Origin of the sequence: Alteromonas sp. H39 (assembly GCF_047556435.1) — a bacterium.
GTDB lineage: Bacteria > Pseudomonadota > Gammaproteobacteria > Enterobacterales > Alteromonadaceae > Alteromonas.
The window spans coordinates 3,009,057-3,034,034 of the sequence record NZ_CP180210.1 but is presented as its reverse complement, the minus strand read 5'-3'; the positions used below and the strand labels follow the sequence as shown (position 1 = coordinate 3,034,034).

At 49.2% G+C, this 24,978-nt stretch carries 22 protein-coding genes; 5 read left to right on the top strand and 17 right to left on the bottom strand.

Features of this window, described 5'->3' with window-relative positions; translation table 11 throughout:
- Positions 1–10 precede the first annotated feature (10 nt).
- On the bottom strand, positions 11–1,654 hold the full coding sequence (locus ACLBLI_RS13385; protein WP_414828091.1) for an FAD-binding oxidoreductase: 1,644 nt from the start codon (positions 1,652–1,654) through the stop codon (positions 11–13).
- 337 nt (positions 1,655–1,991) lie between these two features.
- Here ACLBLI_RS13385 and ACLBLI_RS13380 point away from each other — a divergent pair, with 337 nt between their 5' ends.
- A complete protein-coding gene (locus tag ACLBLI_RS13380; RefSeq protein ID WP_414828090.1) occupies positions 1,992–3,008 on the top strand; it encodes an NAD-dependent epimerase in 1,017 nt (338 codons plus the stop codon).
- 136 nt (positions 3,009–3,144) lie between these two features.
- Here ACLBLI_RS13380 and ACLBLI_RS13375 read toward each other — a convergent pair whose 3' ends face one another.
- From ACLBLI_RS13375 to ACLBLI_RS13360, 4 genes are all read right to left on the bottom strand, one after another.
- Positions 3,145–4,005 (bottom strand): patatin-like phospholipase family protein, encoded by an 861-nt coding sequence (locus tag ACLBLI_RS13375; protein ID WP_414828089.1) that lies wholly within the window; start codon positions 4,003–4,005, stop codon positions 3,145–3,147.
- A gap of 188 nt (positions 4,006–4,193) precedes the next feature.
- Positions 4,194–6,374 carry a malate synthase G gene (locus ACLBLI_RS13370; protein ID WP_414828088.1) on the bottom strand — a complete coding sequence of 727 codons (2,181 nt, stop codon included), beginning with the start codon at positions 6,372–6,374 and terminating at the stop codon, positions 4,194–4,196.
- 86 nt (positions 6,375–6,460) lie between these two features.
- Positions 6,461–7,417, bottom strand: coding sequence for a LysR family transcriptional regulator (locus ACLBLI_RS13365; protein WP_218312898.1), 957 nt, complete (start codon positions 7,415–7,417; stop codon positions 6,461–6,463).
- A gap of 329 nt (positions 7,418–7,746) precedes the next feature.
- Positions 7,747–9,342: an isocitrate lyase gene (locus ACLBLI_RS13360; protein ID WP_414828087.1), complete on the bottom strand. Its 1,596-nt coding sequence runs from the start codon at positions 9,340–9,342 to the stop codon at positions 7,747–7,749.
- A gap of 400 nt (positions 9,343–9,742) precedes the next feature.
- Between ACLBLI_RS13360 and ACLBLI_RS13355 the strand changes: the two genes are divergently transcribed.
- The 3 genes from ACLBLI_RS13355 to glsB all read left to right on the top strand — a co-directional run bounded on the left by ACLBLI_RS13355 (position 9,743) and on the right by glsB (position 13,596).
- The gene (locus tag ACLBLI_RS13355; RefSeq protein ID WP_414828086.1) at positions 9,743–10,702 is read left to right on the top strand and encodes a chemotaxis protein CheV; all 960 of its coding nucleotides are present in this window, start codon (positions 9,743–9,745) and stop codon (positions 10,700–10,702) included.
- A 338-nt stretch (positions 10,703–11,040) separates the two neighbouring features.
- Positions 11,041–12,486 carry an alkaline phosphatase gene (locus tag ACLBLI_RS13350; protein ID WP_414828085.1) on the top strand — a complete coding sequence of 482 codons (1,446 nt, stop codon included), beginning with the start codon at positions 11,041–11,043 and terminating at the stop codon, positions 12,484–12,486.
- 201 nt (positions 12,487–12,687) lie between these two features.
- Entirely contained in the window at positions 12,688–13,596 is a 909-nt protein-coding gene (gene glsB / locus ACLBLI_RS13345; RefSeq protein WP_414828084.1) for a glutaminase B, read from the top strand.
- Between the two features lie 102 nt (positions 13,597–13,698).
- Here glsB and ACLBLI_RS13340 read toward each other — a convergent pair whose 3' ends face one another.
- The 12 genes from ACLBLI_RS13340 to ACLBLI_RS13285 form a co-directional block, all read right to left on the bottom strand.
- On the bottom strand, positions 13,699–14,757 hold the full coding sequence (locus ACLBLI_RS13340; protein ID WP_414828083.1) for a lipocalin-like domain-containing protein: 1,059 nt from the start codon (positions 14,755–14,757) through the stop codon (positions 13,699–13,701).
- On the bottom strand, positions 14,754–17,189 hold the full coding sequence (locus ACLBLI_RS13335) for an FtsX-like permease family protein (RefSeq protein ID WP_414828082.1): 2,436 nt from the start codon (positions 17,187–17,189) through the stop codon (positions 14,754–14,756). The genes ACLBLI_RS13340 and ACLBLI_RS13335 overlap by 4 nt, the downstream gene beginning before the upstream one ends.
- Complete coding sequence (locus ACLBLI_RS13330) at positions 17,186–17,857, bottom strand: ABC transporter ATP-binding protein (protein WP_414828081.1); 672 nt, start codon at positions 17,855–17,857, stop codon at positions 17,186–17,188. The genes ACLBLI_RS13335 and ACLBLI_RS13330 overlap by 4 nt, the downstream gene beginning before the upstream one ends.
- A gap of 27 nt (positions 17,858–17,884) precedes the next feature.
- Positions 17,885–18,586 (bottom strand): VC0807 family protein, encoded by a 702-nt coding sequence (locus ACLBLI_RS13325; RefSeq protein WP_414828080.1) that lies wholly within the window; start codon positions 18,584–18,586, stop codon positions 17,885–17,887.
- Between the two features lie 44 nt (positions 18,587–18,630).
- Positions 18,631–19,179: a rhomboid family intramembrane serine protease gene (locus ACLBLI_RS13320; protein ID WP_414828079.1), complete on the bottom strand. Its 549-nt coding sequence runs from the start codon at positions 19,177–19,179 to the stop codon at positions 18,631–18,633.
- Positions 19,176–20,339 carry a glutathionylspermidine synthase family protein gene (locus tag ACLBLI_RS13315; protein WP_414828078.1) on the bottom strand — a complete coding sequence of 388 codons (1,164 nt, stop codon included), beginning with the start codon at positions 20,337–20,339 and terminating at the stop codon, positions 19,176–19,178. The genes ACLBLI_RS13320 and ACLBLI_RS13315 overlap by 4 nt, the downstream gene beginning before the upstream one ends.
- Before the next feature lie 2 nt (positions 20,340–20,341).
- Complete coding sequence (locus ACLBLI_RS13310; RefSeq protein ID WP_414828077.1) at positions 20,342–20,956, bottom strand: DUF1190 family protein; 615 nt, start codon at positions 20,954–20,956, stop codon at positions 20,342–20,344.
- 10 nt (positions 20,957–20,966) lie between these two features.
- Positions 20,967–21,383 (bottom strand): DUF350 domain-containing protein, encoded by a 417-nt coding sequence (locus tag ACLBLI_RS13305; protein WP_414828076.1) that lies wholly within the window; start codon positions 21,381–21,383, stop codon positions 20,967–20,969.
- 14 nt (positions 21,384–21,397) lie between these two features.
- Complete coding sequence (locus tag ACLBLI_RS13300; RefSeq protein ID WP_414828075.1) at positions 21,398–22,042, bottom strand: YjfK family protein; 645 nt, start codon at positions 22,040–22,042, stop codon at positions 21,398–21,400.
- 2 nt (positions 22,043–22,044) lie between these two features.
- Entirely contained in the window at positions 22,045–23,097 is a 1,053-nt protein-coding gene (locus tag ACLBLI_RS13295) for a potassium channel family protein (RefSeq protein ID WP_414828074.1), read from the bottom strand.
- 233 nt (positions 23,098–23,330) lie between these two features.
- The gene (locus ACLBLI_RS13290; protein WP_414828073.1) at positions 23,331–24,011 is read right to left on the bottom strand and encodes a PspA/IM30 family protein; all 681 of its coding nucleotides are present in this window, start codon (positions 24,009–24,011) and stop codon (positions 23,331–23,333) included.
- A 20-nt stretch (positions 24,012–24,031) separates the two neighbouring features.
- Complete coding sequence (locus ACLBLI_RS13285; protein WP_414828072.1) at positions 24,032–24,421, bottom strand: DUF2170 family protein; 390 nt, start codon at positions 24,419–24,421, stop codon at positions 24,032–24,034.
- Positions 24,422–24,605: 184 nt separating this feature from the next.
- Here ACLBLI_RS13285 and ACLBLI_RS13280 point away from each other — a divergent pair, with 184 nt between their 5' ends.
- Positions 24,606–24,857 carry a DUF6471 domain-containing protein gene (locus ACLBLI_RS13280; protein WP_414828071.1) on the top strand — a complete coding sequence of 84 codons (252 nt, stop codon included), beginning with the start codon at positions 24,606–24,608 and terminating at the stop codon, positions 24,855–24,857.
- Positions 24,858–24,978 lie beyond the last annotated feature (121 nt).

Genomic DNA, 24,978 nt, shown 5'->3' with positions numbered 1-24,978 from the left:
CGGGTAAGATCTAATCCTCTTCGTATGTCGCGGGATTATATCGTCCCCGGCTCAGTATTTTATTTTTATCCAGAACGCCTGCAATTTGATTGGCCACTTTCCAGAAGGGAGCACTGGAATCCAGCTTGCTTTGCTGATTAATATTGAGCCTGTAAGGAACGAAACCGTGTTTCAGTCCTTCAGCTAATAACGCCTCAAGGCAATTGTGTGCAGCTGTTACAGCTTCGGGGTTTTCCCGGTCAAATACAATGGGAATGGTGCTGTCAGTGGAATAGCCAGTGAGGTTGGTGAAAGTGACCATAGGTTCAATATTATGCGCACTACAGATGGTTCTTACCATATCAATGTATTTCAGCATCACATCGGCCTTAGCCGGAACCAGAGGCGCATACCATAACAGGCCACAGCCATCTTTGGCTGGATTCAGTGCATTCGATCTGTCAGGCCTGACTCTGGGGTTTCGCCAGTATGCCAGTGGAAGCGCGACCTGGTTGGGATTTCCGCGCATTATCTGAATGCCGAGCTCCAGGGTTTTCAGTTGCTCACGGGCTTTTTTTAATGGGCCAACAGGGAATAAATCGCTGACAAATTTCCCGATTTTTATAAGCATTCCCTCAGAAAACAACACGTTGTCAGCCTTTCCTTTCGCAATTTTTTTTATCAGTTTTCTGGCTGCGCGTGACACGCCTTTTGGGGCATAAATCGTTCCTACAATCGTCCATTCGGGAACGTCATGTTGCCTGGCAATCTCTGCTATCTGTTCATCGGTAGAATTAATATGGTTTTCAGGGCCTTGTGGGTTATCTGCAACCATGGCTGCCACACGACGCTTGTCCATAAGGTTAATTGAACCCACAACGCCACTTAAGTGCTTAAATATGGTTTTTACCACACCATATGCGGTTTCAAAGCTATCCTCGTCGTAAAAGCGCATATAAAACGAATCAAAGCCGGAGGGGATACGCTCCAGTACCAGGGTTATTTCAGTGACAATCATATTTCCTGATTGAGTGAATATTCCATCGAGATAAGGTCCATGCTTCCATTTAAAGGTACGATCTACATACTTCTCGCTGCTCTCATCCATAACAGACAGGCTGGACTCATAAAAATCTCCGCTGGGTAAGTAGCCTTTTATTGCCGTTACTGCCAAAAAATGGTCTGTGCACGGCGTTATACCGTAACCGCGCTCTAATGCGTTCGCCAGAACACTGCAGTCAGGTCCGGCACCAGTCACCGGCACCATAAGGTCTGTATTTTGTTGCGTGAGAAATTGATGAAGGATGGATTGAGTTACTCCGGGTTGCAAAGCGCAAATACCATTGTCCTCATCAAAAAAGGTGATGTTATTTAAGTTGGCTAAATCCATGATGACGGTAACCGCTGCATCTGAAACCGGTAAACCACTTCCGTAGCCCCAGTTGTTTCCTGTGCTGACCGGGTAAATCGAGAAGGGGGTACTCGCAAGTACAGATTTCGAGTTTGCCAACTTTAAGACGGCACCTATGTCTTCAGGTGCACCTATCGTGATGATGCCCTGTACACGCCGTTCAATGCTTTCAGGAGAGGCAAGCACGCGCTCGATGTCTGTGATATTTTCGCTGTAAGAAGACTTTTCAGAAATAGCAGACTCGATCAGTTTTTTTATTGGCATAAAATTCTCTGGCGTTATTTAATAGGTTTGGGCGCTCTGTAAATTCTTACAGAAACCCAACTACGTCTTAAGTGAAAAAGTGTTCCTGATAATGAGATATTGAAACTGCTGGACAGATTGGCAATGACTGCATCTTTTGAAGTTTTTTCTTTTTCGGGTTGAGAGTTTAATTAACTCTGGAAAATCCGCCAACGCCCATCGAAAAAGCCTTTCAGATGGCACTGATCCCATTATTAGTACGTAACTCTTTGGTGCATTAAGCGATATTTACTTTTTAGCACGATTATTGAATAAAGTGATAGCATAGAAGACTAAACAAGATGGAACAATATAGTTTATGAAAGTACTCGTAACCGGCGCAGCCGGCTTTATCGGTGCGGCGGTGTCGCAATATCTTATTAACCGTGGCGACACAGTGGTTGGTATCGACAATATCAATGACTATTACGATGTGAATTTAAAACATGCTCGTCTGAAAACGTTGCAGGAAAGCGACGCTTCAGAGAAGTTCTCGTTTATTCAAATGGGCGTAGAAGAACGTGATGCTATGGCAGCGCTGTTTGAAGAACAGCAGTTTGATCGTGTGGTGCACCTGGCTGCTCAGGCCGGGGTGCGTTACTCCATTGAAAACCCACATGCCTATGTCGATGCCAACCTGGTCGGCTTTATGAATATTCTGGAAGGCTGTCGCCATAACAAGGTAGAGCACCTGGTTTATGCGTCTTCCAGTTCGGTATATGGTGCGAATGAAACCATGCCGTTTTCTGAGCAACACAATGTCGATCACCCGGTAAGTCTTTACGCAGCGTCGAAAAAAGCGAATGAGTTGATGGCGCACACTTACAGCCATTTGTATGCGTTGCCAACTACCGGGCTGCGTTTCTTCACGGTGTATGGACCCTGGGGACGCCCTGATATGGCGTTGTTTAAATTTACTAAAGCCATTTTAGAAGGCGAAACCATCAAGGTATTCAACTACGGGAATCATCACCGTGACTTCACCTATATCGACGATATTGTAGAGGGTGTGGTGCGTTCACTTGACCGCATCGCGCAGTCGAATGACGAGTGGAGCGGCAAGACACCGGATCCGGCAAGCAGTAAAGCCCCGTGGAAAATATATAACATCGGTGCGCAAACCCCGGTGCATCTGCTTAAGTTTATTGAGACGCTGGAAGAAGCGCTTGGTGTTGAAGCGAAAAAAGAATTATTGCCAATGCAGCCTGGAGATGTGCCCGATACGTATGCCGACGTGGAAGCGCTGGTAAGAGATACGGGGTATCGTCCAACTACCTCTATGAAAGACGGGGTGGGGGAGTTTGTGAAGTGGTATCGGGATTTTTACCAGCAGTAATCACACCTCACGTATGCACTGCTTGTTTTTGAGCAAAAAACGACGTTTATTAACTGATATTTGAAAAAAGGAGCCGCGGTTCCTTTTTTCATCTTATGCCCATATGTGACGCCTCACTCTTTTTTCTTTTCGCTATTCACGCGGTTATTCGTTCCGGCCTGCTACGCGCTAACTTCTGGGGCAGGAAATCCAGGGTCGTTTTATAACCCGTATCAAACAACGTCAGCTTATCCTGCTCAGTCATCGAAAAGTCTACAGCGGACAGTGCACCGGTATTGATTACGAGCGTGTTGTGCCAGTACTGCGCATGCACGTATTCACGGGATACTGCTGTCATAAAGGTACGGATGAGTAAGCTGATGTACTGGGGCAAAAGAAAGCCTTTCTTTTTAGATATGGGTTTTTTCTTCGGTTCGCTTTTCAGACGAAAACAGACCGAAGGCGTACCATCTTTTTGCCAGTCTTCAAACAATGCATCTTCTGAAAGAATGGCGCCGTCTACCAGTAGTTGTTCGTCAAACTCTTTAAAAGAAAAAATAAGCGGGATAGACATGGAAAAGCGAATCGCCTGAGACACTCTCACGTCGGGCGTGCGTTCCCGGTTAAATAGTACAGGCCCGCCGCCATTAACGTCGGTGGCGAGAATATGCAGTGAAAAGTCAACATCCGCAAATGTAACACTGTGCAGTAAGTCATCCATCCACTGTTCAAAATAGTCACCGGAAGACAGCCCCCCTTCTCTGACTAACCGCCATAATGAGAACTCGGTAAATTGCTTAAAATCTGTGGACAGTGCCAGCGTTAACATGTCATCAATGCTGTAGCCCGTGCTGTGAAGCGCAGCAATAATTGACCCTCCTGACACGCCGACGATGGTCTTAAACTCAAGCTGCAGGTCTTCCAGAGCCTTCAAGATACCAATGTGTGCGGGTAATCGGGTACCGCCTCCTGAGAATATCGGAACAATTTGCTTTACGTTACAGGTACTTTCGGACATAGACGAACTCCCACTGCAGACTTTACAAGCATAGTGGAGCTTTCAAAAAAAAGCCGCCCGAAGGCGGCAAGTTGAGGATCTCTGCATGTACCAAGCGGAATGCCAAAGCGGAACCGGGACATTCCCAGACAGGGGGTTATTGATAACCGGGCATTTGTCTGTTTTTGAGCATAAACATTCGCCTATCTTTACGAGGCCAGTTTCTTTTTCATTTCCCTGCGACGAGCGTGAAGAAGTGGCTCGGTGTAGCCACTGGGTTGTTCTTTGCCCAGGAAGATAAGGTCTCTGGCTGCCTGATATCCAATGGAATTGTCAGTATCTGGTGTCATCGCAATATATTCCGGATCGGATGCGTTCTGCTCATCTACCAGTTTTGCCATGCGCGAAAGCGACTCATCAACCTGCTCGGCGGTGATAATGCCGTGCTCCAGCCAGTTTGCCAGGTGCTGTGAAGAGATACGTAACGTTGCACGGTCTTCCATCAGTCCAACATCGTTAATGTCAGGCACTTTTGAACAACCGACGCCCTGGTGCACCCAGCGCACCACGTAACCCAGAATGCCCTGAACGTTGTTGTCTACTTCACGCTGAATTTTCTCATCACTAAGCGATGTCTTGTCGTCTAAAAGCGGTATTGTTAAAATATCTGACAGTCCGTCGAAATCCTTATCCAGTCCTTTTTGTACATCAAAGACATTGACTTTGTGGTAGTGAAGGGCATGCAGTGTTGCTGCCGTCGGAGAAGGCACCCAGGCGGTATTGGCGCCTGATTTCGGGTGGCCAATTTTCGCTTCCATCATATTGGCCATTTGATCTGGAATTGGCCACATACCCTTACCAATCTGCGCCTTGCCAGACAGTCCGCAGTCGATGCCGGTAGCCACGTTTGCAGTTTCATAAGCCTGGATCCACGGCATGGTTTTCAGGGTGGCTTTATCAGCAAACGGACCTGCCAGCATGGAGGTGTGTATTTCATCGCCGGTTCTGTCCAAAAAGCCGGTATTGATAAACACCACGCGGGACTTCGCCGCGTCAATACAGGCCTTCAGGTTAACACTGGTGCGGCGCTCTTCGTCCATGATGCCCATTTTAAGCGTGTTGGCAGGCACATCAATCACGCTCTCAATACGCGAGAACAGCTTCTCAGAGAAAGCCACTTCTTCAGGGCCGTGCATTTTCGGCTTAACAATATAAATACTGCCTTCACGGCTGTTCGCAAATTTACTGTTCCCCAATATGTCGTGCTTGCCAATTAAGGAAGTGATAATTCCGTCCATAATGCCTTCCGGCACGGGTTCACCGTCAAACAACATCGCGTCGTTGGTCATCAGGTGCCCGACGTTACGCACAAACATCAGGCTGCGACCAGACAAGCGGACATCTTCGGTGGTCATCGCATGTTTCGACGGCGTGTAAACCCGGTCCTCATGCATCGCCCGGGTAAGTGTTTTACCGCCTTTTTGCATCTCAATACTCAGCGTACCTTTCATCAGGCCAAGCCAGTTGCTGTACACCAGCGTTTTATCTTCAGCATCGACTGCGGCAACCGAGTCTTCACAGTCCATAATGGTAGTGATGGCGGCTTCGATTAAAATATCTTTCACGCCTGCAGGGTCAGTTTTGCCGATTGGGTGAGTGGGATCTAACTGGATTTCAAAGTGCAGGCCGTTGTGCACAAATAACAGTGCTGTAGGTGTGTCGATGTCTCCCTGATAACCCAGCCATTGTTCCGTATCCGCAAGGGTTGTGATGTCGCCGTTTGCCAGCGTGATCGCCAGTTTTGCCGAATCGATTGCGTAGCCGGTTGCATCGACATGACTGCCGGTGGCGAGGGGGATCAGAGTGTCGAGGTACTCCCTTGCTGCCGTAATTACTTTCTGCCCGCGAACCGGGTTGTATTGTGAACCCGCTTTTGCACCGTCTTCATCGCTGATTACATCCGTTCCATACAGCGCGTCATAAAGGCTGCCCCAACGGGCGTTAACGGCATTCAGCGCGTAGCGGGCATTATTAATCGGTACCACCAGTTGCGGGCCGGCCATGGTCGCGATTTCGGCATCGACGTTTGAAGTATCGACTTCAACGGTATCGGGTTGCGCTACAAGGTAATCAATATCTTTAAGAAATTGCGTGTAAGCATCTCCAAAAGCGGACTTTTTGCTTTTGTGGTAGTCGTCGATAGCTTTTTGAAGGTTGTCACGCTTGGCGAGCAGTGCCTGGTTTTCGCTAATCAAATCAGCAAAAATCGCTTCCGTTCCCTGCCAGAAGGCATCTTTGTCGATGCCCGTTTCTGGCAGCGCCTGCTCGTTAATGAAGGTATCGAGCGCGTCTGCTACCTGCAGACGGCCTCTTTGTGTGTATCCTTGCATAGTTACCTCTGTACTCGTTGCGTTGCACCAGTGTAGAGATTCTATACCCAGTTTTTTAATTTATGGTTTCTATCCTTGCCATTGTTTTAATGAATGTCATTGCCTGCATTCATTTCAGCAGCGACATCACCAATGAGTCTGCGTAGCCAGATATGGCCCGCATCATGATGTAACAGCGCACTCCACGCCATCTTCAACGCTATGGGAGGAATATCAAAGGGCGGCGCTTTCAACACCACACTGGGATCGTCGGTGAACAGTTTCGCCGCCTTGCTGGGCAAGGTAGCTATCAGATTTTGCGTTTTCGCGATTTGCAATGCGGCATGATAATGACGGGTAAACACGCGTATAGAACGCTGCTTCCCTATTTTGGTAAGTTCAGCATCTACCCACCCGAGCTTTTGTACTTCATTGGGGTCGATACCTACGCCCACACCAAAACCGGTTTTACTCACCCAGATATGCTGCGCTTTCAGGTAGCTTTCCAAATCAAATTTTTCATTCAGTGGATGATCTTTGCTCATTACGCAACTGAAGGTATCGTACCAGATGACTTTCTGATGGAAAGAAAGCGGCAATTCTTCAAACCGGTTAACTGCCATGTCCACTTTGCCTTGCTCGACGTCGTGGAAAGTCACGTCTGACGGCGTGATTAAGTCCAGCGTAATGTTTGGTGCAAGCTCTGCAAGACGACCGACTAACTCAAGTAGTAGCGTGCTTTCTGCATAGTCACTGGTCATGATTCGGAAGGTACGCGTGCTGGTGGCAGGATCAAAATCCGTTTCCGGCTGGATAGAGTTTTCCAGCTTACTGAGTACGTCTCTTATCACCGGTTGCAGTTCCAGTGCGCGTTTGGTTGGCGTCATGCCCTCACTGGTGCGAACCAGTAGCGGATCTTTAAACAAATCGCGTAGTCGTTTCAATCCGTTGCTCATCGCTGGCTGGGTGATGCTGAGTTGGTTTGCGGCTTTGGTTACGCTTCCCTCGCGTAGCAGCACGTCCAGATAGACCAGAAGATTCAGGTCTACTTTAGCAATATTCATAATCCTAATGCCCTGTATTACTACAATTAACTCGGACAATTATAAAGGCTTTTGTATGGGATGTCAGATAGGCCATTAGTCTTAGTTGCCTACAAAGGTAGAGATTTAATACTTTGAATTTTATAAGCTTTTAATTAATAGAGGGAATTGTCTGATAAATAAAATTTCGGCGCACGCTAAAAAGGGTGATAAATCGGATGAATAACACCTGACTGACGTTCTTTGCGCAGAGGTCTGGTGTGTATAAACTTGCCCGTCGCATTTTATGTAACAAAAAAGGCTCCCGAAGGAGCCTTGTCAGACTTGCAGGAAAGGTTGGGATCTTTCCTTTATACGTCGAACTGGTTCATGGTGTTGTCTTTACCAGAAGCTTTCAGTGCAGCTTCACCAGAGAAGTATTCTTTGTGCGTGTCACCCAGGTCAGAACCCGCCATCGCCTGGTGTTTAACACATGCCAGACCTTCACGGATTTCTTTACGCTGAACACCGCGAACGTATGCCAGCATACCATCGTCACCGAAGTAGCCTTTGGCCAGGTTGTCAGTAGACAGCGCAGCAGTGTGATAGGTCGGTAGCGTGATCAGGTGGTGGAAGATTCCAGCTTCGCGAGCCGCATCGGCCTGGAAGCTCTTGATCTTCTGGTCAGCTTCGGCTGCCAGCTCGCTGTCGTCATACTCAACAGACATCAGCTTGGCACGGTCATAGCCTGATACATCTTTACCGGCTTCTTCCCAGGCATCAAAGATTTGCTGGCGGAAGTTAAGCGTCCAGTTGAATGATGGTGAGTTGTTGTAAACCAGCTTCGCATTAGGAACCTGCTTACGAATTTCATCCACCATATCACCAATTTGACGAACGTGAGGCTTCTCCGTTTCAATCCACAGCAGGTCAGCACCGTGCTGAAGAGAGGTTACGCAGTCCAGTACTACCCGGTCTACACCGGTGCCATCTTTGAACTTAAACAGGCCGTTAGGCAGACGAACCGGCTTCACCAGTTTGCCATCTTGCTTCAGGATCATGTCACCATTTTCAACATCTTCTACAGAGTTAACCGGTGTGGTTTCAAGGAATGCGTTGTACTGCTCAGCCAGGTCGCCTTTAATTTTAGACACCGGGATTTTCTGCGTCAGGCCAGCACCTAACGAATCGGTGCGCGCTACAATCACGCCATCGTCTACACCCAGTTCAAGGAAGGCATAACGAACCGCATTGATTTTCGCAAGAAAGTCTTCGTGTGGAACCGTCACTTTGCCGTCCTGGTGACCACATTGCTTAGCATCAGACACTTGGTTTTCAATTTGAATACAGCAGGCACCGGCTTCAATCATTTTCTTAGCCAGCAGGTAAGTGGCTTCTTCGTTACCGAAACCGGCATCGATATCGGCGATGATAGGCACGACGTGCGTTTCAAAGTTATCAATTTGAGATTGAATCGCCGCCACATCGCCACCGCTTTGCTGTGCCGCGTCAAGTTGCTTAAACAAGTCGCCCAGCTCACGGGCATCGGCCTGACGCAGGAAGGTGTAAAGCTCTTCAATTAGCATAGGAACCGTAGTTTTTTCATGCATAGACTGGTCTGGCAGCGGACCAAACTCTGAGCGCAAAGCTGCAACCATCCAGCCTGACAGATACAGGTAGCTCTTGCTGGTGGTGCCCTGATGCTTTTTCACAGACAGCATTTTTTGCTGGCCCACGAAACCGTGCCAGCAGCCGAGTGACTGGGTGTATTGTGACGAATCTGCATCGTACTCTTCCATGTCACGGCGCATAATAGCAGCGGTGTACTTAGCGATATCCAGACCGGTCTTGAATCGATTCTGTGCTTTCATACGTGCTGCGTAAACTGGGTCAATAGCGTCCCATGTGCCGTTCTGTGCCGCTTTAAGCGTTGCGATTGAGTCAATGTCTTGCTGATATTGCGACATGAGTGTCTCTCCCGAATTTCTCTGTAATGCAATTATGTGTCGATAACGCGTTGCGGCGTTCTCATCTGATTCCATTTCATCCTAGGCGGTGTAGCGGAATAACAGAAATATATAATTTGCATTCCGGTCATTCTTTTCGTGAATTATAGTGGTAGGGAGTTTACAAAAAGATGGTAAAAGACAGTCGCAGACAAATTAATTACTATACTCAAAGAGTCATGCTGTATTTCGCGTGACGGCCTGGTTCATTGACGAACTATCGCCAGGCTAAGTCGCCCGTTTTGAAAAACGAAGTCGGCAAGAGGCACTGCTTCCATCCCAAATCCGGGGAGCGCGTGCGTTAACTTTTTATCTGTTGGCGTTCTGTAAGTTGCAGAAGGTCATTAACCGGAACCATGTAATGAGCGGTATTTTAGCCTCCGTGGATCAGCGAACGCAGTTGGTTGGAGAAAACCGGCTGGAGCTATTAATGTTTCAGTTAGGGACACGCCATGTGTTTGCTATCAATGTATTCAAAGTGAAAGAGGTGATCCACGTTCCCAGGCTCAATCAGATGCCAGGTTCACACCGAAACCTGAAGGGTGTTACTCAATATCGCGGCCAGACCATCCCGATCATTGACCTCAGACAAGCGATAAAAGCACGTGGCGGCTCCATAGACACTGCAGCAAAGAACGTCATTATTACCGAGTACAATCGCAGTGTTCAGGGATTTCTGATTGGCGATGTGCTGAACATTGTTAACACGTCCTGGGACACCATTCAGCCACCGCCCAGGTCTATTGGTAAATCAAACTATATTACCGCCATCACGCAGATTGATATTCATGGCGAAAAAAGGTTGGTAGAAATCATTGATGTGGAAAAAGTGCTGGCAGAAATTGTGGAATACGACACGGCGATTTCTGAAGAGATGCTGGATGGTGAACTGTTACCGCATTTTTCGAGGCATCGGGTGCTGATTGTGGATGATTCTGGTACCGCCAGAAAGCAAATGCGAGACACGCTTTCGCAGTTAGGTCTTTCTATTATAGAGCGAACCAATGGGGCAGAGGCACTGGCTCTGCTTAAATCCTGGGCTGATCAGGGTGAGCGGCCGCAAGATAAGATCCTGCTTATGTTCACCGATGCGGAAATGCCGGAGATGGATGGGTACCGGTTAACGGCGGAGGTACGCAATGATCCACGTATGAGCCAGCTTTTTATTGCCTTAAATACGTCTCTAAGTGGCAGTTTTAATCAGGCAATGGTGGAGAAAGTGGGATGCAACCGCTTCATTTCAAAGTTTCAGCCTGATTTGCTGGTAGATGTGGCACAACAGCGAATGCGCGAATACCTGGCGGAAACGCCGCAAGGGTAAAGTCTGGTGATAAAGCATTATGACAAAAGGAATAATGTCACGCTTCTCCGTTATTGTCTGATTGCATTGTTTAAGTTGCATCTATGGACGGGGGGCTGCGGCGAATGCCCGCCACGGGCTAACAGGCTTTCCTTTTACCGCGAGAGTTATTCAATGTTCTGCGGTGTCCGAATTCGCCTGGAACGTGAGATAACGACGTCGCAATGAAGACGACGGCAGAAATAACGGGGTAATTTCAGTCAATTAGTCTGTGAAAAAGTACGGCTCGCCCAAAAGCGTTTTGAGCATAGGAAAAGAAGCCGATACACTATCCCTGTTTTTTAATCAGGGAAGCTGAAATGTTTCGACAATCTACCTTATTCGCAATCCTGAGCGCTGCACTACTGGGTGGCTGCGCACAGGTGTCGTCCTCGACGAGTTCAACAGAAGCGTCTTCACCAACAGGACCAAAAAATATCATCATGGTGGTTGCCGACGGAATGGGTCCGGCTTACACCACTGCCTACCGGAATTACCAGGATGATCCAGGCACGCCAATGGTTGAGCCTGTTGTGTTTGACGATATTTTAGTCGGCAACGCGTCTACCTATCCCGCGCAGGAGTCAGGCTATGTGACCGACTCCGCGGCAGCGGCCACGGCGCTGGCTAGCGGGGTAAAGTCATACAATGGCGCTATCGGCGTGAACAGCGACAGACAGCCGGTAAAATCCGTATTGCACCTTGCAAAAGAACGGGGAATGCGGACCGGACTTGCAGTCACATCGCAGATCGTTCATGCCACACCCGCTGCATATGTGGCGCACAACGAAAGTCGTAAAAACTATGACGCACTGGCCGACAGCTTTTTTGATGACAGGATTAACAACGGGTTTGTTACTGACGTAATGCTGGGTGGTGGCACCAAATATTTCGAGCGGGAAGACAGAGACATCGTTGCCGAGTTTATTGACGCTGGTTTCCAGTATGCAGATACCTATAATCGTCTTGCAGCCGTTCCCCGGGGGGAGCAAGTGCTGGGATTATTCGCTCCGGTGGGATTGCCGCCGGCATTGGATGACAAGCGTAAAAACCGTCTTGCATACCTTACCGAGCATGCCATCAAGCACCTGGAAAATGACAAGGGCTTTTTCCTTCTGGTAGAGGCCAGTCAGGTAGACTGGGCAGGCCACTCTAACGATATTGCGTCAGCCATGGCGGAAATGCACGACCTGGCATTAACTATGGAATATCTGAAGTCGTATGTAGAGGCGAATCCTGACACGTTAGTTGTTTTGACTGCAGATCACAGCACCGGTGGATTGACGATTGGCGCGAACGGCGATTATCGCTGGAGTCCTGAGTTTTTAAAGAACATGAAGGCCTCAGCACCAACTATCGCAAAAACCATGAAGGATGCGGACATGCCGGGCGCATTTGTGGCTGATCAGCTTGGTTTTTCGCTGACAGATGAAGAAATAGCGCATTTTGATGACGTAGCGTCGCTGGATGAAAGTGAGCGGTTACAAGCAGTGAAAGCATTTCTTGATGGAAAGACCAACACAGGCTGGACTACCGGCGGGCATACGGGAGTTGACGTTGAAGTGTTTGCCTTTGGTTCCGGAGCCGATGCATTGCGGGGCCAGCTGGATAACACCGATATCGCAAAGCGGTTGATGGCATTTGTGGAAAAGCGCCCGTCACATACCCTTGTAACTCCAGCGGATAGTGACAAGAAAGAGGAACAGTCTAACATCAGTACTGATGGTGAAGGCTGTGATTTTAAAGAAGACTGGCGTTGTATGTGATCTGAATATCACTGTCTGAGCATACCTAAAAAGCGCTTCTGGCCACGCCAGAAGCGCTTTTTTTAATCATCCAGCAAGCGCAGGGCGTGTGCATGCAGTGACGAAAGCCAGCTCGACGCTGTACACTACCGCCACAGGCAGGCTATACACAACCACCGCCTGTAAGCCCGGATACAAAAGACAACCCCACCAGGAGATTTTATGCAGTCGCTGCTCAATGACATATTAACGGAAGTGCAGCCGCTAATTGGTCAGGGGCAGGTGGCGAGCTATATTCCTGCACTGGCCAATGTGGACCCTAATCAGTTTGGTATTGCAGTATGCGACACTGAGGGTAAGGTGACCACAGCAGGGCAGGCGACAACGCCTTTTTCCATCCAGAGTATCTCTAAGGTCTTTAATCTGGTACTGGCCGTGACATATTACGGTGAGTCTCTCTGGCAGCGTGTAGGCTGTGAGCCTTCTGGTTTGCCGTTTAATTCTTTGGTGCAACTGGAATACGAGAACGGGATCCCAAGAAACCCGTTTATCAATGCCGGTGCTCTGGTGATAAGCGATATGGTGCAATCAAGACTGATTTCACCCCATGTGGCCATGCGAGATCTGGTTCGTAAGCTATCAGGAAATGATAACGTACTGGCAAACACAGACGTGGCGGAATCGGAGTTTGAGCATCGCGCGCGAAACGCGTCAATGGCTTACCTGATGAAAGCATTCGGTAATTTTCACAATGATGTGGAAGCAGTTCTGCACAACTATTTTCACAACTGTGCACTGGAAATGAGTTGTGTCGATTTAGCAAGAGCTACGCAGTTTCTGGCAAACAGAGGGTTTTGCTCTCTGACCAAAGAGGCGGTACTCAGCCAGGATCACACCCGGCAGTTCAATGCCATTCTGGCGACAAGCGGCCTCTACGATGAAGCTGGAAGTTTCGCTTTCAGAGTCGGACTTCCCGGTAAAAGTGGGGTTGGTGGCGGGATCATCGCGGTGGTGCCAGGGCGCTTTTCTTTATGTGTATGGTCCCCGGCATTAAATAAAATGGGAAACTCTCTGGCCGGTGTTGCCGCGCTTGAATCCCTTACACGACGTATTAACTGGTCGGTATATTAAGTTACCTGTTGTCTCGTGTTCCGGAGTGCGAAGAACAGAGCCTTAGCTTAGTATTCTGAGCCACAAAACCGTCAAGACGCCACATCCGGTATCCTCTGCACGTTAGTACCCGGTGAGCTCCATGAACCCTGCACCGGTGTGACTGCCACTTATCTCAATACGGCCTTCGTAATAGCTAAACCGCCCCCGGTTTAACTGATCGGTTTTAAACGGGCGCAGCGACACATCAATGCCCTCTTTGGGTATGGTCATTCGCCAGTGCAGGGGAAGTTGTTTGTCACCCAGCTTTGTGGTTGTCTCTGGTAGCAGTGTGAAGGCACTGGCGGGAAGCGTGCGGGCGTTACCTTGTTTTGTGATGTAGGTGCCAGTGATGTGGGGGGCCTGTTTATCAACATGCATTCGAAACGCCATCACCTTATCACCGTTATCCAGGTGAAGCGAAAACCAGTCCCAGCCAAGCGCGTTGTCATTGGCCAGCTCACTTGTCCACTCATGATCGAACCAGCCGTTACCTGACACGGCAACGCGTTTGTCATTCAGGGTAAGTTCACCGCTGACATTAATAAAAGGCTGGCTGTAATAATAGGAACGAAAGTTACCGTCTGCAGACTTCTCGCTATAGCCATCATCGCCGTGAAGTACCAGGGGCCCGGTGCTTTCCATATTAAGTACCAGCGATGCAGAGCGATGTAGCGTCATGGTTAAGGTTGACGGAAACAGTTCCGCGCTTTGGCTTTGCCAGGCCCAGTCGTCCAAAAAAGCAGAAAAGGGGGCCGTTGTTACTCCCGCGTTGCCCACTTTTCCTCTTGCAAATCGCTCGGAAAACGCATGGTGATGGCGGGAATGCAATGCCCCATGCGCCATGTATAACTGTCCTGATGACCAGGAAGAGTTACTGTCATTACCCAAAAAACGAAACAGCGTAAATTGTGCGGCGTAGGGAGTCTCGTTCTCATCCTCCAGAACGAAGGTCAGGTACCACCATTCCAGTTGATGAGCGTAATGCTCACCATGATCACGCGGGAACTGCAGTGGTGTCCCTTTGGACACCGCGGCTCCGTGACTGTTGTTGCTGGAAAACAGGCTTTGCGAGGGCGCGATAGAGGAGTGTTCAGAGCAGCCAGCTAAAAAGAGAATGAATACGATAAGCCCCCTTTTCATAACGCTACCTCGTTTCGTAAATCCAGCCTTGCCTGCACGTTGCCAATTGGAATAAGTAGAAACAGGGAGACAACAAGCATGCTTGCCAATGCGCTACCCAGTAACACCTCGGGATTTATTTGCAGCGGATACACCCAGTAAAACGCAAAACGATTTACCTGATTAACAAACACCCAGGCCAGCAACACGCCGAACGGCAAAGCCAGTACAACGGTGCCGGCACACAGCAGTAAGTACTGACATGCCAGGGCAAACTTAAGTTTCACAGTTTTCACACCGAGGCTTCTTATCAAAGACAGCGACTGGCGCATATCCAGTACTACCAGACTCACTGACAACAGGAAAGATAAGCCGGCTACAAGCAAGGTCGCAAGGTTAAGCGCATCTGTCACAATAAAGGTGTTATCGAAAGTTTCCATTGAGCCATGTATTAACGCTTCCCGTGCGTACAATTGCGCATCAGGAGCCTGTTTGTCTAGCCAGTGTTGAAGCACCGATAATTCGGTAGCACTCACCACTGCGTAGACATTGGCAAACTGCTGTGGGCTGAATGCGGCGGGAGGCAAAAACAGCTGACTGTCGGGATTGCCGTAATCGGGATAGATCCCAACGACGGTAAGGGATGGTTGCGCGATTAGGTTACTGTTATCTAAAACCAGAGTGTCACCTATATGCAGCGACTGACGAAAGGCCAGTTGCTGATTGATAAATGCGCCCTTGCCCGACATAAAGTACTGCCAGGCATTATCAGCGCTTGCATCAAATTGTAACGCCTCAGTAAATGGGGAGTGTGGATAGTATACTCTTGCACTCACAGCGCTCCCGTTTACCGTGGTGTCCTGTTGGCGGCCTGGAAATAGCTGAATACCCTCAGGGGCGTTTGCTTCATCAAGCGTGTCGCCTGAATAGATATAGTAGGATGCAGTCAGTCGCTGGGAGATCCAGCTCTCCGTTGCCAGTCGAAAACTATCCACCATGACATTCATGCCCGTATTTGCTGTCAACGCAATAAAAAAGGCACACACCGCCAGCCGGGTTCGTCCTGAAAGCTGGCAGGCACTGGCGATGCTCCATTGGGTGAGCGTCAGAGAGGCAGGTAGCAGAGTTCTCAGTGACTGAAGCAGTGGCGGCAGCCAGAGAAGAACCACGCCACAACCGCCAAGTAAGAGCAATACGACGGCAATCAGTGCCTGTGTCTGACTTCCGGTGAGGTAAATCGCAAGTAGGCAAGCGAAGGCGATAATGAAGGTTATCGCTAGTTTTGCTGGAAGAGATAATGACGTGTAGGCAGGCTGTTTTACCTGAAGTTGTGAGCGGAGTCGCGATAACGGCGCCGCGATGGTTAGCAGTATACCGCAGACGGTAATCAGGTTGCTGGTTGCCAGTAGCGACCAAAGCTGGGGGGTGAGTCCGTTATAATTTAAGTTGAACAGCGATGAGAAGGTGACTGCCAGTGTCGGCGTTAATTCCCGGGTTAACCAGGCCCCCCCGAGCACCCCGGAGGTACTGGCAACAACGCCGTAAATCAGCATTTCTGTCATCAGCGCCAGTGACAGGGTAGACAACCCCACTCCTAGCTGCCGCAGCCTGATAAGATTTGCCAGCCGGGCCCGGTACATCAGGTGAAGCGCATTCACGATAACAAACGCGCAGACCACTGCCATCAGCATTCCCATTGCCCAGAGGTTAAGTCTGAAACTGGCAGAAAGCGAGCCAACGTCATTTGTTTGTTCGGTTGTCTTAAGTCTTAGATACGACGGCAAATGCGCTTCAAGCCGGCGACGAGATGATTTATCAAGCTCTGTCGTAGCCAGCAGGGCTGTCAGCGGATGCGTTTGCGGTGTTACGGTGGCGCGGTAAAACGCAGCAATATCAACAACAATCCGGTTTTTGGGTACTGTAGATGTGGCACTGACACGAAACGTACTGCCTGTATCCGTAATCGTAATACTGTTATCCGGGCAATTCAGTTTGGCAATCGTCGCGGGAGTCGCTCGTGCAATATCTGCGCTGGCTGCAGCATTGTTATTGGGCTGGAATGCTGATGACATGCCTGAATGCAGTGGTAACGCCATCACGTCAACGCCCGTCACAAATAACGCTGATGTCTTATCATCTGTTGCACATCGCACTGTCATTGGGTGCGTGGCAGTTGCTACCAGGCTGATAAATCCGTGACGTCGCAACATGGCGTAGTCTTCCTGCGTTACAGCAGCCATGTCTGTGGCCGGGACAATGGTATCTGTTGCTGATAGCAGAGAGTCGGCCTGAGCAAGTTCACCCTGCAGCGCACCCTCATTGATTAATGTGACTGCGGTAAGCCCACCGGCAGCGAGCATTATCGACAACATTACCAGTAGCGGCTCCCATGGCCGCTTTGTGGCCATCGCCAATAATGCCTGTGTGCTAAGCCACAGCGTGCGCGTTGTCATTGGTGACCATTGGGTTGAACCTGATGAAGTTTGCCATTGTGAAGCCGATATGATGCGTCAGCCAGACAGGCTACGTCAGCGCTATGGGTGACCACGATCAGCGTCGTGTTGGTTTTCTGGCAGACATCAAAAAGCCCCTTCGCTACCTTGTCGCTGGTCATCTCATCGAGATTCCCGGTTGGCTCATCAGCCAGCACCAGTGCGGGCTCGTGATTCAGTGCGCGGCAAATAGCAACGCGCTGTTGTTCACCACCGGAAAGCTGTCCGAGCGGGGCATCGGCAAGGTGATCTATTCCCATCATGTGCATGAGTGCTTGCTGCCGGGCGCTGACATAATTACCTTTCAGTCGGGCAGTAAACGCGATGTTGTCCCATACATTAAAGCAATCGAGCAGGTTGAACTGCTGATAAATCATTCCAAGCTGATTTTTCCTGAAATCATCCAGGTCGGAGGCTTTTAAGTGAGTAAGGTTGGCATTGCCGACGATAATCTCGCCGCTATCAGGCGCGTCCAAGCCTGCAATAAGGGTCAGAAGCGTCGACTTTCCGCACCCGGAGGCACCGCGAATACTGATGCTGCTGCCAGCTGCAACCTGTAGTGATAATGCATCAATAACAGGAAAGGGCGCACGCTCGAATTGCCGGGATACATGAGTAAGGGATAGCATGGTTTCTCTTAGCACCTTCCCCCGACGTTACTGATTAATAAAGTTATCCAGGTCTTCGCCGGTAATTTTTTTGATCTGTGCAAACAGATACCACAGTGCACCAACTAACAGGATCATACTGGGGATAACGATCACCGGGTAACTCAGGGCCGTCATCCGGCCTAATTCTTCAGTGTACGCGGTGGTACCAGGCTTACTTACCAATATGACTTTGGCAAGAATATAGTTCAGTACAGAGGATAAAAAGAAAGAGCTGGCTACGATATAAGAGCTTACAGCGATTTTTTTGTTGAATACTGAACGCTTGCCTTTCTTATCCAGTACTTCATCAAGGTACGGCCAATTGATGATCTGATCGTTAAGAATAAGCATTTTAACCAGCGGTTTGTCGGTAAACTGAGTAACTAACACGGCAATACCTATCAGTGCCGGGATGGCAGCCTCTTTGATCGCGATATAATCGGCTGGAAGCTTAAGCAGGCTGATCCCTCCTGTTAACAGCACCGAGACGATACCTAAAATAGAAAAGCCGTTTATCTTGCCGCTTTCTTTTAAATCCCACAGGCCATAGCCAATGGGAAAGCTTAGCGCAGCAACAATACTCCAGGCCGGACCAAGATAATCTTCTGAACTGGCATAACTCATGATGACAACAGGGATGACGATATTAAATGCCAGGTTTCCAAAGAAGCCCTGATTCTGCGATTGTTGTCGGGTGGATTCGGTCATAAGTGTACTTCTCTTGTGATGAGGATGCAGTATAAGGGATCGCGTTAACGCGCCCAAGCCCACGCCGCAATTAAACCGCTTATAAAGCCAAATAAATGGTATTCAAATGAGATGAAGCTTTTCGACGGCAATACGCCAACCAACATACCACCGTACAAGATGGCAACCAGTACTGAAATAATGATGTAAGGAATTTTCTTACTGATAAACCCGCCGAGTACCAAAAACCCAAAATAGCCGTAAACCACACCACTGGCGCCAATATGATAAGCCTGTCGGCCGAACAGCCACACGGCAATACCCGCAAGAAGAAAAATGGTGAGAGTGGTCAGCGTGAATGTTCTTGTGCCCCACTGCAGCGATAGCCACATGAACAGCAAAAGCGGAACCAGATTTGTCATCAGGTGCGTCGGGCTGCCGTGCAGGAATGGCGCGGTAAAAATATATCCCAGGTGGTGCAACGAGCGCGGAACCAGTCCGAACTGATTTAAACTGTTTGCGGTGAAAATGTTGATCGCTTCCAGGACGATGAGCACTGCGGCAACAATGGCAAGAAAACGGATCTGTTTTTTTAGCAGTGGAATTTGGCTCATACAATAATATGCGGCAGGTACCGCGATAAATCCTGCGTAATTGATGAGGTATCTTCTCTGATCGAGATACCCGCAGGCTGATCGTCAACCAGCCAGCTTCCAATCAGCGTGTAGTTATCTTCAAATTTTGGTAGCGGATGCCATGCCTGAATAATAAAACCTTCCTCTCCATACGGGCCATCACTCAATGTGGTTTCACTGCCGTTTTCCAGCAGCGATATATTGGCTCCCTCGCGGGAGAATAGGGGTTTTCTTATCCATTTTCCGTCCAGCGATGAAGGTTTATCATCAGCAAAGTAAGACGGCAGTAAATTAGGGTGCTCAGGAAAATATTGCCACAGCAGCGGAAGTAGTGCCTTATTGGATACTATCGATTTCCAGAGTGGCTCTACCCAGTTTGTTTCAGCGCCTTCCAGTGCATCGGCAAATTCTTCACGCAACATAAACTCCCATGGGTAGAGCTTAAAGCAATCTGTAATGGGACGATTTTCCAGGTCGGTAAAAAAGCCGTTCTCGGATAGGCCGATATCCTCAATATAAACAAAGTCAGACTGCATGCCAGCAGCGAGCGCACAATCCTGTAAATACTGGACGGTACCGCGGTCTTCATCGGTATCTTTGCAGCAGGCAAAATGCATTTGCTGGATCTGGTAATGTTCTGCAATATCCCCGAGCCGATGTATCAGCTTCTCCTGCAGACTATTGAACTGATCTGCCTGACGCGGCAACATGCTGTTATCAACAAGATTTTCCAGCCACAGCCATTGCCAGAACCCGGATTCATAGAGGCTGGTGGGCGTATCTGCGTTGTTCTCCAGTAATTTTGCCGGTCCTTTGCCGCCGTATACGAGATCCAGCCGGGAGTAGAGTGAAGGGTCACGCTGCATCCAGCTGCGCCTGACTTTATCCCAGTGAACTTCAGGAATGGCGAAGCGCCGCATCAGCGCGTCATCTTGGACTACCTTATCGACAACATGGAGGCACATCTGATGAAGCTCAGCGGTAGGATCTTCCAGGTCATCCTCTATTTGCCGTAGCGTAAACTGATAGTAGGCAGATTCGTCCCAATAGGGTTCGCCATACATAGTATGGAAATGAAACCCGAACTCGGCAGCCAGTTGCTGCCAGCCAGGGCGAGGCTGACAGCGTGTGCGAAACACCGCTAGCCGCCCCAGCCACCCGAGCGGGAACTGCTGCCCCAGCTCGACTTGGCGCGTACACTGCTACCAAATCCACCGCGACTCATAGTGCGGGTTACCGTCGGCTTTGGCTTGTACACGTCCGGGCGCACGCGATAGTTGCGTTTGCGGATATCGCCGTCGAACACATAGCCATCGGCTGTTACCCAACGTGACCGAAATGACGAGTAGGGTGAATAAGATGTGTAGAGCGGTTGAGAATAATAGCGATTGGGTGAGAGTAGCTGACTTACCATGAAACCAGCCATAAAGGGCATAAAGAAGCTGCCGTTGTTGGTTTCAACCTGGCGACACTGATTTGGCCCGAACACGTATTCACAGTCGTATTCACTACCAAAACGTGGTGAGGTGCGTGCGGCCTCCTCAACGGCGTTTTCGTAGGCTGCTTCACAGCGCTCGATGGCGTCGGGAAAGTCGCGACTGCATTCGTCAAGCGAGGTGTAAATGCGGGCATCCTGACGGTTATCTGCACAGGCTGTCGCAAACACGCCGGCGATACCCACGGCAAGAGGCTTCAGCGCAAACGCTTTGCGCATCTGACGAAGGTTTATTTGCTTTGTACGTTTCTGTTGCGTCATGCTGTCCTCCTTAGTAGGTCATGCAAGCTGCGTTCAGAAGACCGACGGCAATGGACATGCTGGCCAGCATCACACCCGCAGACACCTCATTATTGTTTATCCGCTCGGCAATTTTGGGCATAAAGGTGAAGCGCAGCAACGCGAAAGCAAGAGATTGGGCGATGATAGCGACGACGCCCCAGATGCCAAAATCGATCAACGCAGTTGAATTGGAGGCAGCGCCACCCAGCGCAATAGCAAAGCCAATAAGCGCGCCACCAAAGCCTACAGCCGCGGCGACATTCTTTTCTTCTTTTACCAGTTTCCACTCATCATGCGGTGTCACCAGTGCATAGATGATTTTGAAAACAAACAAAAAGACAATTGAAATACCGAAATAGATCGCAAAGTTATCCAGTCCGGCTAATGAGTTCATAATGGTTTCCATTGTGTTGTTATCCTCTATCCGTTGATGCGGATATCCGCAGGTTGAATGTCAAAGCCGGTGCTGATTACCAGGCAGCGATCGGCATTGTTACCAATAATTTTTTCTTCACCGACAATCAGTAATGATTCAGTGCGGTCGTTCTCCAGTGGGCGCTCGTACAGCATCATAAACTGGTCTGTCGTGCTGATGTCGCCGTCTTCCTCATAGGTTGTTTCTGTCACCGCTACAGGGGGGGACACCTCCCCAACGGCATCCCAGACACGCGTGTAAGTATGCCCGTTCAGTGAATAGGTGGGCTGGGAAATCTGATTGTCCAGACAGTCGCGCCACTGTGCGTCGGACCCAATGGTTCGGGTATCATAAAAATGCCAGAGTTTTACATCGGCAATATGGTTTTCAGTATTGCCGCCGTCCAGTACCACCTGCAGAAACGCATCGTCGTCGGTGTAGAATCGCAGCAGTTCGCCGCCGCTGTCTAAAGGTGCTTTTCCTACAGCCTGGATAAGCTGAGAGCGGGCTGCCCCGTCAATGGTCAGCTCTTTTTCCAGTAGCGACATCTTCAGATCGTCAAGCTCGAATGAACCGCCCAGATACAAGCCCATGATCTCGGGGGCTTTGGGTTTTTCTGGTGCTTTCTTACCAAACAGTTTACTAAACATGTTTAATCTCCCATTGCCTGCCAGTTGATATCGCTGATCCGCCTGTCGGCAATATAGAAAAGCTTGTCACCGGGATTGAGAACCACAGACACGTCAGGATTTACCACCATGTCTTTATAGGAGCCACCGGGCGCATAGCCAATGAAGATGGCGTCGTGATGACGCTTTAAATTGATAAACAGGGTTTCTACGCTAAACGGGGTAGCTGAATCGGGCACCTGAACGGAAAACTGCGCCTGTCCTTCGTCTACGCTGAGCAAGTCGTGATGAAGCATACTGGAGCCGGGATCGAACGCCGCTTTGGCTAGCATTTCTACTGCCACAGACGGGGTACATTCTACCTTTGGGCAATGCTGTTGAAGCAGGCCAACCAGCGAGTCATCGGTGAAGTAGGCTACCTGATGTGCCTCAGGATTGCGCTTACTACAGTACAAAGCCGTGGTCATAGTGACATCGTCCTGCGGATTATCGATAAGTATTGTACTGGCTTTCGCTACGCAGGCTTTATCCATATCTTCGTCTTTATTAAACGATTCAACATGCACAAACTCCACCTGGCCGGGCATTGGGTTAGCAATGTCTGCTTTTACACATAGTACAATGTCCGGACGACCAGGTACGGCTTCACGTTCCTGCAGCAACAAGTTCAGCAACAACAACGTACGATGCTCATTCCAGCCAATAACAAGAATATGGTCTTTTACGTCAAGTTGATTCATGCCCATTAATCCCTTTTGCCATCTATCACTTACCCAGGCCGCGATGCGACCTACTACCATTGCGAAAATACTGAGTCCAAGCGGTATAACATACAGCGCGACAATCAGTTTGCCTGCCTGAGTGACAGGTGAAAGATCGCCGTATCCCACTGTGGATGCAGTGACGGCCAGCCAGTAGATAAAGTCAATTTGCGCGGTTAGTGCGTTTTCTCCGGCAGCCCACAGCATCATCCAACTGCTTAGCGCGTAAAACATTGTCACACCGACGATGGTGTACCATCGCGACTCGGCAAAGTATTTGAGCATGACTTTGCGAATCAGACCCCATGTAGTCATAGAAACAAGAACTTCCTGTAAATGAAACGGTGTAAGGCAATCAGTCTGCCATTGCAGTTCGGCTTTTGCGAGTACTCGATTGCGGGTAATCGTTAGTAATTGTAAATATCCGCACACAGAACTGGCGGCAGGGAAGGGCGATAGCCACTGAAACTACTGCCGTGCTCATACACCATCAAACACTGTGCACGCTGAAATGAAAAAGCCACCGCAAATGGTGGCTTTTGTCAGAGTTATTTGCCCAGAATACGGCTCAGTTCGTCGTCCGCAGACGACTGGCCGCCTTTGATGCCAGCTTCAGCCAGGCGTTTTTCCAGGTCACTGCTGGACTCTTCACTGGCCAGTTCTTCCGCAGCTTCCAGCTCGGCATTCCGTAATTTCTGCTTTTCCTGAATGCGGCTTAATGACTCGGTTGCCGTTTTCATTTTGCTGTTAGCACCCATATGACGCGAAGATACGGCCACTTGTGCTTTCTGAACACTTTCCGTAGCCTTCACCATATCTACCTGCTGCTCTAAGCGACGCAGGTTGGCTTTCGCCTGTTGAATATTGTGAGACAACTGTTTTTCAGACTGCTTAAACTGGTCGAGGTAGTTTTGCTCCTGCTCACGTTCCACCTTAAGCTCAGAAACTTTCTGCGCGCAATCCAGCGCCAGCTGGCGGTCGGTATCGGCAGCTTTTCTGGCGTGGTTTTCATATTCAGAGATAGACGCGTTGTAGCTGTCTACTTTCTGTTGCGAAAGCTTGCACTTCGCCAGTATTTGCGTGCGTGCATGATCTGACTTTCTCAGCTCTTCTTTCGCTTCACGGATCTCCTGCTCCAGGATCCGGATAGCCTGACTGTCTACCACAGATTGTGCCGCTTCGTTTGCGCCACCCTTAACTGCCGTCACTAATTTTTTCCAAACTGACATTCGCTTCTCCTTAACCCGTCTTACTTAAGGTGGGTTTCGTATGCATCCAGAAACGAGGCTACGTTCTGGAACAGGGTTTCAACTTCAATAATGATGCTTTCCGCTTTTGAGTGAGCACTGAGTGCGCCAAATGCGGTGTAATATTCTTCGCCGTTTATGGTAGAGATACCCACTGTGGTAAGCGGGAAAACCATGTGCGTCGACAGGATCTCATGATCCAGCGCGGCTTTATCGGCCACTTGGCTGGCGGAAAAAAGCAGACTTTCTACCAGAATTTGTTCGCCGCTGATTGCCAGCCAGGCGTCAATGCCGTCCTGATTTGCAATAAGTAAACAACCTTCTTCACGAGTCACAACATAGTCGTCGTACTCTTTTAACAGGGATTCAAGCTTGTCCAGATCCCAACTCATAGCGTCTCTCCTTTACGTTTGAAGCGAAATTGTCGTGCTCACTGTAACCACAAAATCGTTGCACGCCAATATTCACACTTGCAGTGTAGAACCATTCTGAGATAATCGTCAATAACAAATAGGCTCTTTATGTGTAAAAAAGTGTTTCTTTGTAAATTATACGTTACAATTGGGGTTTTTTGGAATGGGTAAAAATGACTGGCGGCAAGTAGTGCAGCGTGTAGTGAAGTCTGAAATGTCTATGCGTGGCGTAAAATACCAGGGGCTGAGTGAGCGCCTGGCGGAAATTGGAGTCGATCAAAGCGCAGACAACCTGCGAAATAAAATTAATAAAGGTATTATGGGCGCCGATTTACTGTTGCAGGTAATGATGGTGTTAAATGCGCGTCCACTAAGCACTGACACCGTGCGAGAAATTCTCAACGATTTGGAATAACCCGTGTGTTTGCAGCCAATAAAAAGCCCAACCGGAGGGTTGGGCGAAAGGAAAGAGAAATGTTTGGGAGAACATCATCACTACTGATTGAATCTTAACCGTTTAAGCTTTTGTTGGCTAG